Below are 12759 nucleotides of genomic sequence, written 5' to 3'. Positions count from 1 at the left end.
ACATAATCATTTTCCAAGGCTCTTTTCGTAACTTAGTTGCTATTTTAATTAATATTTATTGACGATTATTTTCAAGAGAAAAAAACTTAATCGGTTTATATTTTGGTATGCTTTCTATATCGGTCTGATAGAGTGAAAGTTGATTAACTTTAAATACCTTATGATTAGTTAAAAGCCACGACGCGTTGTTTAGTGCTTTTATATTAAATATTTTTTCACCCTTCCATTTCCTCCCTATAGTAATATGAGGGGAATACGGTCGAGTATCTAATAAGAAACCTAGTTCAATACATGCTTTGTAGATATCCTTCTGCAGCAAAAAAAGAGTTTCATTGTTATGTATTCCATACCATAAAATGCGTGGATGTTCATCTTGTCCAAACGTACCGAAAGACGTAAGCTCAAGCTGAAAGCGATTGTATTGTTCAGCGATTGTTGAAACTTTTTCTATCAATGCTAATAATTGCTGTGGATCTTCTATACTTCCTAAAAACGCTAATGTAATATGATAATCTTGTTCATAAACCCACGTCTTAAAAGGAAAATGAGATTTAATTTTTTCTTTATTTAAATATAATTCTCTTTTCGTTTCATCTGGTAAGCCAATTGCCAAAAAATAATGTGGTTTTCTACCCATTATTCTCACCTATCTAATTTAATTTGTCTTAGCTCTTTAGAACATAATTCACACTAATTTTCGTACCGTACAATGACTGAAAGCACATATAACTAAACATGGAAGCGTCTTCTTTACTTAAATAATAATGACAAATCCAGAAATCTTCTTCAAGCTGGCTTAGTAATTTTTAAAAATTGATGTTCGTACTAAGATAATGAGCTTACTGTTCTTCTTTTATTATCAATAATTATAACAAAAAGTAATGTAATTAATCCTACAACAGTAAGAAGACTAAAAAATAAATAGACATTATTTATTGAAAAACGCTCTAAAATGACACCTCCAAAAAAATTACAAAACCATGACCCTAAGCCAATCCCCGCAGCTGAATAAAGAGAAATAGCTGTTGCGCGCACTTTACTAGGGGCAATATCTCTAACATACTGCAGAGCAGCAGGAATAAAAAAGCCTACAGAAATTCCTTGTGCAATTGTTGTAGCATAGATAACGGTTAGAGAAGGTTCAAAAAAATAAAATAACCATCTTGCACCAGAAACAAAAGAAGCGAATAAAAGTACTTGTAATATTCCAATACGCTTAATCCACCGACCTGCAAATAGCATAAATGGAGCCTCACTACCAGCAGCTAAAAGAAAGGCCATTCCTACCTGTCCAGTTGAACCACCCATTTCAGTTATTAAAATACCGAAGTAAGTGTTATTTGCGTGAATAGGACCAAAAATAAGGAAAGTGGTTAATAAAAACAAAACAAATCTTCGCAATCGAATGAGTTGAGAGAGACCTGCTCTAAGATTTACTTTCATAGATTGGCTTTCATTTGGTAACTTTATTGCAAAAAGGGCTGAAATAAATAAAATAATTGCAAAAGCAAAAAAAATGACACCTAAACCATAAAAATCAGCTAATTTACCAACGATAAACACAGAGAATGCAAAACCAATTGCCCCCCATAAACGAATAGACCCATAATTTTTACGATGTCTTTCAGTATATGTCAGCGTCATACTATCTGAAATTGGAACGATAGCACTTTGCATGACTGCTAATAATGCAGCAATTATAATAAACATCATGTACGATGAAGCGTATGAATATACAATACCAACTACGCCTGTCAATACAATTGCTAACGTTAACAATTGTCTAGGCTTTTGTGTATAATCACTTAACATTCCCCACATAGGTTGAATGACAATCATTACAACAGGACTAATAGACATAATGATACCAATTTGTGTACCCGTTAATCCTATATCATCTTTTAAATAAACACCTAGAAGTGGGTATAAAGATCCTATTCCAAAGAAAACGAAAAAGTAAAATAAGACGAAGTACAATTGAACATTGATGTTTCGTTTCATAAGTAATTCCATAAAAAGCACCATCCAACTAGATTATTCCATTCTTTCTTAAATAACGACAAAACAATTAGTGTGCAATTTCACTAATCTTATTATTATGTCTATATACAGTATTAGTCCGCAAGACATCTTCAATTTAATGTCTTACGGACAATTTTAAATTATTGAGCTAATTCGTAAATAGCTTGTGCATAAATTGCTGTTGCTTTTAATAGATCATCAATAATGATATACTCATCCTTTTGATGTGCTGTTTCTTCTCGCCCTGGAAATAATGGACCAAAAGCTACTCCTGCTTCTAATGAACGAGCATACGTCCCCCCACCAATTGATAATAAAGTAGCATCTTCACCTGTTTGTTCTTGGTAAACTCTTTGTAATGTCTTAATTAATTCATGGTCTTTATCCACATGGTTTGGCTCCATATGTGAGACAATTTGTACTGTCATATCATACTTCTCACATGCTGCCTCTATTGATGATTTAGTTTTTTCGAAATCGTTTGTTACTGGGTAACGGACATTTATCCCAATTTTGCTTTCACCGTTACGATGATAAGATAGGATCCCAGCATTGATTGTAAGCTCTCCCGTTATGTCATCTTCAAATTCTACGTTAAGCGCTTTTCCTTTAGTATCTTCTTCAAAATAATCAGTAACAAATGTAACAAACGTTTGAGCTTCCTCATCTAGCTGTATTTTTTTCAAAAAGCTTAATAAATGTATACCAGCATTAATACCGAGATGAGGTAGTGATCCATGTGCAGATTTTCCTTCAAGCTGTAATATAATATCGGTGTCTTCAACATAGCCCTTCCCTTGAAGCTTATGCTCAGATTTAAAGGAATCAAAATGTAGCAGTATTTGCTCAGCATCTCCTTTGATTGTTAGCTTTGCTTCAGCGAACTCTGGAACCATGTTAAAGCGGCTACCTGATTGAAAGCTTTCTAATACGATATCGTTTTGTGATGATATATGATTTTGATTTTTTTTCTTAATGAGATGAATATCAGCTATTCCTTTTTCAGCATATATAATCGGGAAGTCAGCATCTGGAGCAAATCCCATCGTCGGCATTTCTTCATGCTTAAAGTAGTGCTCTACACAGCGCCAGTTACTTTCCTCATCTGTACCGATAATCATACGGACACGGCGTGATAATGATAAGCTAAGTTCTTTAACGATTTTCATAGCATAATATGCAGCAATCGTTGGGCCTTTGTCATCTATCGCACCACGTGCATAGATTTTTCCGTCTCTAATTTCTGCACCAAATGGGTCACTTGACCAGCCGCTACCTTCAGGCACAACATCGACATGACATAGAACACCAACGCTTTCTTCTCCCTCTCCAAATTCTATATGACCAGCATAGTTGTCAACATTCTTTGATTGAAACCCATCTTCACTACCTTTGTTAAGTAAATAATGCAAAGCTTGAGCAACGCCTTCCCCGAAAGGGAATTCCTTTGATGTATTCTCTTCGTCTAAAATACTTTTAATTTTTAATAACTCCTGTGTAGTCTGAATGATGCTATCTTTTTGCTTGTTAACCTCAGCTAACCAATTTATTTGCTCAACCATCATCTTCACCTCTTCTATAATTTTTGCTCCTGCTAACTTATCTTTTGGTATGTATTTTTATCACAAATGACATATAAGTATGTATTCTTCGGAATAGGTTTATCTAACATGCGATTTATATTTAGTTTATCCTTATCTGCGATTAAAGTCGCACCTGCTTCTAACAACTGTTCGAAAGCATCACGATACGTTTTCCACTCAGATTTCGCCTTAATTTGATATAGATCGTCACCAACATTTCTGCTTATTAATTGAGTATATACAGCAGATATTCCTTTTGTAAATGCAGAACGGACAGCCATACGCGAGACAGTTTCATGGGTTAAGACAAATTCATCTACCTTTACATGGACAAAATTTTGAATATGTTCCTCCGATAGAATTTCCACAGTCGTATGTATATTCGGAACAAGACGTTCAATTGCAGTAGCAATAAGCAATGATTTTCCATCAATTAATTGAACATCGTGAATTGAGTCATCTGCAAAGATGATAGCTGCTTTACATTTTGAAATATTTGCTTTCGACAGCGTTTCATTATCAGCAGCATAGCCTTGCACATAGTGAACCCTATCATTTATGATCGGTGACTTTTCCAGTGTATCAATGATGACTAACTCGATTTTACTTTCTGATTGTAGTATTTCTTCGATGGCAAAATTTGCTTTTCTTGACCACCCGATAATAACTAGATGATTTTCGCCTTTATAATGCACTCTTCCTTCCTCCCTCTTCCTTCTGAATGTAGCAAAGAAGTCAACAATCTTACCAATAATGACACCAATTAAACCAATTCCAACTAAATAGAGAAATATAGCATATAATCTTCCTAGCGTAGTGACAGGATAGAGATCACCGTATCCTACAGTTGTGACAGTTGTCATCACCCACCATACACCTTCAAAAGGTGTAGTAAATGTTTCTGGCTCTAGATACATCATAATAAGTGAACTACATGCTATTAGTGCAATTGTGGAAGTGAATAAAATCCAATTATTAAACCTTACTAATTTGACAATAATTTTTTTAATAATAATCACAATTCCCCCCCTCTCCCAGAGTCATAGGATAATGATTTAATATTTTTCACTTTTTGATCTTCTTTTAGCTTATCAAACTATAATTGTGGATTAAAGATTGATTTATTAAAGCAATGGTTAAAGACTAATCATTGTGGCCCCTAATAATAGTGTGATAATAAACAGCATGGACGGCACCCAAAATATATTAACTGCCTTTGTTCTTGCTAGAGCTAGCTCCTTCTGATCTTGATTAACATGCATAATAAAGTGCTTATTTTGGATGTGATCCCACATCGATGATAGCCATATTTTTATGACGATAATGATTCCAATACATAGTAACCATTTCAACCAAATAGCAGGAACGATGATTACCGTAGGTACTGAAATACCAATTAGCCTTAAAAGCGAAAATATGTACTGCTTATTTCTCAACAGAATTTTTATAAAAACTTCAACGAGCGTATTCTGTTTAGTCCAATATGAAAAAATTCGCTGTGATTTGCTAAACAACAATGGTCGTTTTCTTTTTATTTTCGCAGGTTGGTCAATTTTTGATATTTGTAATATAGTACTCGCATATTTTAACTTTTCCTCTTTTTCTGTAATAACATCTTCAAAAAAAGTACCAGTTTGACGGATCATTCGTCTTACTATAAATAAATATGTTAGCAAAAATACAAACGTCATCGTAATGATGAACTGAGGAATGAATAACATATTTGTAAAACTTATGATACTACCTAATATTAAGAACAATATTAATAAAATACCCTTTTTAAGCCAGCTACGTTTAAAATATGATAGCCATTTTTTTAGCATTAAGATTAGAAGTTTCAGACTTAAAAAAAATATAAATGCAATCATTACTGTTTGCACGTTCAAATTGTAATGAATAAACAAAAAGGGTGCAAATATTATCATTATGATACTCATTTTAATGCTATTACTAATGACATTATAACTCACGGCTATTTTTTTCAAATTCCTAACGATTTGCTTCTTTTGAATTAAATAAAGCTGATCAGCTTCCTCAATAAAAAATCTACATGCACCTAGCCAACAATATAGATATACTACTAAAAATAAATATAACTCTGGTACAGGAACGATCCAACTTGGAATTGTAATCCACCATAAACCATATATGTAACTACATGCTAATAATGTAGGTATGATTATATAAACAATAATCGTCCAGTCTGCAATCGAACGAAAAATCCCCCATTGAAACTTCCATTCCCGTTTCAACCTTTCAAAAAACAAGCTACTTCCTATCATTATCATCGACCTCTGTTAGATGATAAAAGCAATCAAATAAAGAACCATCTATTAACCCACTTTTATTCCTAATGTCTTGCATCGTTCCATTTGCGAGTAACTCCCCATTAGAAACAAGTAAAAATCGTTCACAAATTTTTTCAGCTGTATCTAATACATGTGTTGACATAAGAATACTAGCTCCTTGCTCTCTCTCTTTATCAAGTAAAAATAACAAGTCTTTTACGGCTCGTGGATCCAAACCTATAAAAGGTTCATCTATAATGAAAATGTCTGGCTTAATTAAAAACGCTATTATAATCATTACTTTTTGCTGCATGCCTTTAGAAAAGGTGTTAGGGAATTGATGAATGACATGATTAAGCTTAAACACTTCTAAAAGATGTTCTGCTCGATTTTTAAATGTTCGATCATCAATATTCATAGTCGAAGCAGCTAAGTCTAAATGCTCCCATAAGGTAAGTTCATCGTAAAAGATTGGCTGTTCAGGTATATATGCGTAAGTCGTTTCATTACTAAAATTAATATCCCCTTCTAAATAATTAAGTACTCCTAATATCGCTTTAATCGTCGTACTTTTACCAGCACCGTTTGGGCCAATTAATCCAACTAATTCACCTTTTTGCAAGCTAAAATGGATGTCTGAAATGATTAGGTCTTGTGCATCGTAGCCTGCTTTATTAATATTCACATCGAGTAATTGCATGTATATCTCCCCCTAATTCTTATACGGTTAAACATAAAAAAGGTTTCCTCAATTAGAGGGCTAAGGTGATTCTCATCAATCCCTTCAGAAGCTCTTTTTGAAAACTAGTTGCTATTGAAATTAATTTAACACAGCAATAAATAATTTGATGCCAAAATTAAATAAGTCAATACGTATTTATTTCTTAGTACGTAAAGTAACAATCATTGCGAAAACAGCCTTTAAAAATGAATCATTTTAATTTACTAGGAACTGTTTGCGTCTTATTAAAAACCACAAAAATGTATAATTATTTTGTAAATTATAAATTTTTATGGTTTTTTTCTCTTTTTTTTGTGTAAAATAAATATATACGTATGACAGTAAAACATGAATACAGCTAGATGAGTACGTTGTACTATGCGAAACCATACTATAAGGAGTGGTTTTTTGAAACCTACAACAGATCGTATGCTAACTCGTATTAAATCAGTTTACATGTTTATTAATGAAAAAGGAACTGTCACAACAAAGGAGCTAGTAGAAGAATTCGGTACAACTCAAAGAACAATTCAACGAGACCTTCACGTACTAGCATTCAACAATTTAGTACGCAGTCCTAGTCGAGGTAAATGGACAACAACAAAAAAGAGAGTTAAAATTTCTTAGCCAACTAATTTAAAATATAGGAAATGGTATACACGTACAATGTAATGAAGTTCCAGTTACATCTAATTCTAATAATCTCAAATATAAATAGTTTTTTTCTATAAACTAACCAAATGAGATTTTATTAGTTAAAGGTGCCTGAACTCTTATCGTATACGTGTTTATTACTTTGTACAAATAAATAACAATCAATCATAAAACAACTAATATTAATTATAAAAGCTGTTACATACGGACCTAAAACAGGTCTTTTTTTCTTTGTAATTCAACTATAAAATGAGGAAAAGAATATAAGGATTTATTTTCTCCCCACACACCGTTCGCTTCCTCCTCCAACCTCCCTAGTTGAGTTAACGATTTGTTTTTTTTCTTAGGAGCCACCTATTGCTTCAACTGGTGACTTCTTGCGGCTAATATTTTTCGACTGTACTAATGTGCAGCTGAATGATCTCCTATAGTAAGATAACTATCTTTCCTCTTTTAGTAACCTGATTACTTTATAGAGTTACAAACATCTTTTGATTTGACGTGAAGTCTCATTCCTATTTAAAGCGTTCGTATCAGCTGTCTGTTCGTAAGCCAAGAATTTATTCCACGCCTTTATCCATCTCTCTACTTACATGATGATAAGCACCTTGGACTTGTGTACCCACACAGTGGACTTTCATCACTAATGATTCCTATATTTAACACAATAAAAAGTGCCATTATTAATGGCACTTAACATTATCCTTAACAAACATGACGAAACTTATAGCTAATCCGATATTGAAGTGTTTCCCGTTTTTAACAAATCTATTTCTTCATCTGTCAACTCTCGATATTCTCCAAGCTCAAGTGATTCATCTAATTTAAGACTTCCCATCTTAAGACGTTTTAAATATGTTACTTTTTTTCCAACAGCTTCAAACATTCGTTTCACTTGATGAAACTTTCCTTCTGTTATCGTTAATTCTATTTCAGAACGAATACCAGATCTTATAATCGTTAAGTGACCTGGTTTTGTTATATACCCATCATCCAATTGAACACCGTTTTTAAATGCAGTAATATCTTCTTCTGTTACTTCCATATTAATAATTGCATAATACGTCTTCGGTATATGTTTTTTAGGAGATAAGAGCTGATGAGCCAGCTTACCATCATTTGTAATGAGTAAAAGTCCCTCCGTATCTTTATCAAGTCTCCCAACTGGAAATGGTTCGTAGATTACATCCTCAAATTCAAGTAAATCAATCACTGTTTCATGTCTTTCATCCTCAGTTGCAGATATAATCCCTTGAGGTTTATTCATCATTAAATAAATGAACTCTTTATATTCAACTATTTCACCAAGTAAAGAAACTTGTTGTTCATTTGGATTAATATGAGTCTTTGCATCTTTTATAGTCACACCGTCTACCTTGACAGCTCCTGACTTTAATAGTTTCTTTACTTCTTTTCTACTACCATAGCCAACGTTTGCCAACAATTTATCAATTCTCATTTTGACAAACTCCCTCCTGAGATTGTTTTTCTGCTCGCTAATTTTTTTTATCATTTTATTCTTTACCAACAGCCTGCCTTTTTCGTAAAAATGGTAGTCTATTTCCAAGTAAAAGATATAATAATTTTGTACGATAACTTAAATAAAAATAACTCGCTCCGCCGGTTATAGCACATATGGTTACAATTCCAATCGATAAAACTCTGCTACTTTCAGATGATATTCCTAAGCTGGACATGATGAATAGTGTAGTGGCAACTACAATGACCATGATAACCGTAAAAACAGTCATTAACATGGTTCTACGGATTACTAAGTGATAACTATAATTAGCATATTTGCGAATAACCCAAAAGTTAAATAGCACACTAACTGCATAGCCTAGCCCTGTAGCAATAACAGCTCCGATTTCTCCAAGCTGGATAATAAGAATATAGTTTAAGCATAGTTTAACAAAAAGTCCGATTCCTAAACTAATCACCGTAAATTTCTGTTGATTGATTCCTTGCAAAATAGCCGCTGTCACAGAAAATAGAGCAAATAAAATGGCAACAGGTGCATACCAGCGTAATATCTTCCCACCAATTTCTACATCTTCAAGTCCGAAAAACATGATATATGCTGGATCAGCTAATAGAGATAACCCAATTACAGCTGGGAAAGTTACAAAAAATACAATTTGAAAAGTTTGATTTAAATGTCTTGTTAACAACTGTCCCTTCTGCTCAACAAATGCTTTTGTAATTGTCGGAATTAAAGCTAGCCCAAAGGATACAGCTAAAGATACAGGTATCAATACAAGCTTATGGGTTTGAAACGTTAAAATACCAAAGGCACTTTCAGCAACATCAGCTTTGCCAATTGCCCCCATCGCTCGATTAAAAGTAAACATATCTATAGCTTGAAATAGCGGGTTTGCAATTCCAACAAAAACAAATGGCGCTGCATATAAAAGGAGCTCTTTATACATATCTGTTAAAGACACTTGTACTTGCCCTTTTGCATGCGTTAAAGTTTGATTAAGATGATCTCTTCGTTTATACCAATACCAAATTAATGCCCCCAAACCACCTAGTGCACCAATAAAAGCTCCAAACGTCGCAAAACTTATTGCTACTGTCACACTCTTATCTAATATAACAACCACGATAAATGTACTCATTAGGATAAATAGTATTCTAGCTATTTGCTCAATGACTTGGGAAACAGACGTTGGACCCATCGATTCATGACCTTGGAAAAAACCACGAATTAAACTCATCACAGGAACGATTAATAGTGCAAAACTTACAGATCTAATGACCAGAGCCACGTCTTCTTCTGAAAATGTGTTCTCACCCTCTGAGATGACAAAAGGAGTAATCAGAGGAGTAATACTATATAATAACAAAAATGATAGGATACCAGTAATAAGCATAACGACCTTGCCTGATTCGAACAGTCTTCTGCTTACTCCGTATTCTCCCATAGCATTATACTTGGCTACATATTTTGAGACTGCTAATGGGACACCAGCTGTAGCTATGCTTAAAAAGATTGTATATGGGACATAAGCATATGAAAACAATGTTGTCCCTTCAGACCCAACAATTGCAGTAAAAGGAATGACGTATAATATACCCAACACCTTGGATAGCATTGTACCTAACGTTAAAATAAAAGTACCTCTTAAAAGCTTCGAACTCATATGATCACTACCCTATCATTAAACTTCAAAAAGTAAAATTAGTATAAATACTTATGTATTGTATCATAATGATCACTTTCATGTTGCTTTTGTTACAGTTATAATGGTTGGTAGTTTAGAAAAGCTTGTTCCTAGAATCGACTTAAAATCGCTCCACTTTCCAGTGAGTCACAGTGGATGTCGTCACCCTACTTTTTTGACACATCTGAGGTGTTTTTTGAACCTTCTTTTTGGATAGCTTATGACATTAAGGGAACAGTGGATGCTGTGGACAAAGAGGAAATAGCTCGAGTCACATCACTAGAAGGTAGATTAGGCTTTCGGATGTAATGTGTAGTGATCGGTAGGGCATAGTGGATAGTATAGTAAGTAGTGTATAAACAGCTTAATCGGTAACCTTTGTAGTTTTTGACTAAGAGAGCACCTTTCGCCTCGATAGTCATTGACAACAATAAATTAGACTAAGTAATATAACTAGCCAATATCAATAGCATGGTTAAAGCAGTTTTGAACAAATAACACATTTCGTATTTAAACATAAGGTTGGTGTAATGCTATGAAATATGATGTAGTTGTAATCGGTGGAGGTCCATCAGGCTTAATGGCAGCCATTGCAGCAGCAGAACAAAAAAAACGCGTTTTATTACTTGATAAAGGAGAAAAGCTTGGCAGAAAGCTAGCAATTTCAGGTGGTGGACGCTGTAATGTAACTAACCGTCTACCAGTGGATGAAATAATTAAACATATCCCAGGTAATGGCCGTTTTCTCCATAGTGCTTTCTCGATTTATAACAATGAAGATATCATCTCTTTTTTTGAACGGCTAAAAATACAACTAAAGGAAGAAGACCACGGAAGAATGTTCCCGATAACAGATAATGCCCAATCTGTTGTTAACGCTCTTCTTGATGAGCTTAGGCGTTTAAAAGTCCATATAAGAACAAATACACCTGTAAAAAAAGTAATATATGACGATGGAAAAGTGATAGGTGTGGAATTAAAAAATGATGAACTTATCCGTGCTAAAAGTGTAGTAATCGCAGTTGGTGGTAAATCAGTTCCGCATACAGGATCAACTGGGGATGGCTATGCATGGGCTAAAAAAGCAGGACATACGATTACCGAACTCTATCCAACAGAAGTGCCAATTACATCTAATGAACAGTTTATTAAAGAAAAAACATTGCAAGGCCTTTCCCTACGAGATGTTGAATTAAAGGTGATAAATCCAAAAGGAAAAAATGTCATTGCACATCAAATGGATATGATTTTTACACATTTCGGCATATCGGGTCCAGCTGCACTGCGCTGTAGTCAATTTGTATTAAAAACAATGAAGAAATTTAATCTAAATGAAGTAGAGATGCAACTTGATGCACTACCAGGCAAAAATACTGAGCAACTCTACCAAATGATATTAAGGAAAATGGAGAATGAACCGAAAAAAGCAATTAGGAATGTTTTGAAAGGTATCGTGCCAGAAAGATATTTACTATTTTTATTTGATAAGAATGACATTGATCCACAATCCACAATGTCACATATAGCAAAAGACAAGCTTCGGGCTCTTGTTGTCGACTACAAACAATTTTCTTTTAAAGTAAATGGGACTTTATCAATTGAAAAAGCCTTCGTTACGGGTGGCGGCGTTTCTGTAAAAGAAATTAATCCGAAACAAATGTCTTCGAAGCTAACGAGAGGGCTATATTTCTGTGGGGAAATTCTTGATATCCATGGATACACAGGTGGCTATAATATTACAGCCGCATTAGTCACAGGAAGACTAGCTGGAATAAATGCAGGTGAAAATGCTAACTAGTTGTTAGGGCTAGCGTAATTATTGACCGATTTACATTGTTTATCGGTCAATTTCATTCTTTTTCCGATCAATTATATTCATTTTTGGGTCAATTCCATACTTTTATCGTACTGCACAAAGAAAAAAAGAGAGTAGAGAAAAATACCTCTTGCTCTACTCAGAATAGATCACTTATGCTTTATCCCCTGACCATTCTAACATACCACCAACCATATTTTTTACATTATAACCTTGCTGCTGCATGTATTGACATACACGCTCACTTCGCGCACCAGAACGACATATGAATATATATTCTTCATCTTTTGAAAAGTGATCGAGATGATTAGGGATATCCCCCATTTTTATATGCTTGGCACTAGGAATGATACCTGTAGCCACTTCATCATCTTCTCTCACATCTACTAAGTTTAGCTTTTCTTCTCTATTCAACTTCTCTTCTAACTCAGTTGTTGAAATCTCTTTTACCGAATTCATCATATAGAAAAATGCCTCCTTTAATAAAAACATATCCACATTTATTATA

The 12759-nt window shown here is 34.0% G+C and carries 11 protein-coding genes; 2 read left to right on the top strand and 9 right to left on the bottom strand.

Annotated elements, in window-relative coordinates; genetic code table 11:
- Nucleotides 1-55: 55 nt before the first annotated feature.
- From thpR to V1503_RS14130, 6 genes are all read right to left on the bottom strand, one after another.
- On the bottom strand, nt 56-637 hold the full coding sequence (gene thpR, locus V1503_RS14155) for an RNA 2',3'-cyclic phosphodiesterase (protein WP_410627737.1): 582 nt from the start codon (nt 635-637) through the stop codon (nt 56-58).
- Between the two features lie 188 nt (nt 638-825).
- Nucleotides 826-2013 carry an MFS transporter gene (locus V1503_RS14150; RefSeq protein WP_320256634.1) on the bottom strand — a complete coding sequence of 396 codons (1188 nt, stop codon included), beginning with the start codon at nt 2011-2013 and terminating at the stop codon, nt 826-828.
- Between the two features lie 149 nt (nt 2014-2162).
- Nucleotides 2163-3584, bottom strand: coding sequence for a dipeptidase PepV (gene pepV, locus V1503_RS14145; protein WP_410627735.1), 1422 nt, complete (start codon nt 3582-3584; stop codon nt 2163-2165).
- A gap of 32 nt (nt 3585-3616) precedes the next feature.
- Entirely contained in the window at nt 3617-4624 is a 1008-nt protein-coding gene (locus tag V1503_RS14140; protein ID WP_320256632.1) for a potassium channel family protein, read from the bottom strand.
- 117 nt (nt 4625-4741) lie between these two features.
- Nucleotides 4742-5887, bottom strand: a complete 1146-nt coding sequence (locus V1503_RS14135; protein WP_410627733.1) for an ABC transporter permease — start codon at nt 5885-5887, stop codon at nt 4742-4744.
- Nucleotides 5874-6593 (bottom strand): ABC transporter ATP-binding protein, encoded by a 720-nt coding sequence (locus tag V1503_RS14130; protein ID WP_410627731.1) that lies wholly within the window; start codon nt 6591-6593, stop codon nt 5874-5876. Before V1503_RS14130 ends, V1503_RS14135 begins: the two co-directional genes overlap by 14 nt.
- Nucleotides 6594-7022: 429 nt before the next feature.
- Here V1503_RS14130 and V1503_RS14125 point away from each other — a divergent pair, with 429 nt between their 5' ends.
- Complete coding sequence (locus V1503_RS14125) at nt 7023-7241, top strand: DeoR family transcriptional regulator (RefSeq protein ID WP_214481683.1); 219 nt, start codon at nt 7023-7025, stop codon at nt 7239-7241.
- Between the two features lie 757 nt (nt 7242-7998).
- Here the strand turns inward: V1503_RS14125 and V1503_RS14120 are convergent.
- A complete protein-coding gene (locus tag V1503_RS14120; protein WP_410627728.1) occupies nt 7999-8727 on the bottom strand; it encodes a pseudouridine synthase in 729 nt (242 codons plus the stop codon).
- Between the two features lie 55 nt (nt 8728-8782).
- Nucleotides 8783-10414: a putative polysaccharide biosynthesis protein gene (locus V1503_RS14115; RefSeq protein WP_410627726.1), complete on the bottom strand. Its 1632-nt coding sequence runs from the start codon at nt 10412-10414 to the stop codon at nt 8783-8785.
- A 556-nt stretch (nt 10415-10970) separates the two neighbouring features.
- On the opposite strand from V1503_RS14115, the gene V1503_RS14110 reads away from it, so the two are divergent.
- Entirely contained in the window at nt 10971-12233 is a 1263-nt protein-coding gene (locus V1503_RS14110; protein ID WP_410627724.1) for a BaiN/RdsA family NAD(P)/FAD-dependent oxidoreductase, read from the top strand.
- A gap of 171 nt (nt 12234-12404) precedes the next feature.
- On the opposite strand, the gene V1503_RS14105 is transcribed toward V1503_RS14110, so the two are convergent.
- Entirely contained in the window at nt 12405-12710 is a 306-nt protein-coding gene (locus tag V1503_RS14105; protein ID WP_320257134.1) for a rhodanese-like domain-containing protein, read from the bottom strand.
- Nucleotides 12711-12759: the final 49 nt, after the last annotated feature.

The organism is Nanhaiella sioensis, assembly GCF_046557775.1.
In the GTDB taxonomy this organism is placed as follows: Bacteria; Bacillota; Bacilli; order Bacillales; family SM2101; genus Nanhaiella; species Nanhaiella sioensis.
The sequence above is the reverse complement of the archived record's forward strand: the minus strand, read 5'-3'. Positions and strand labels throughout refer to the sequence as shown.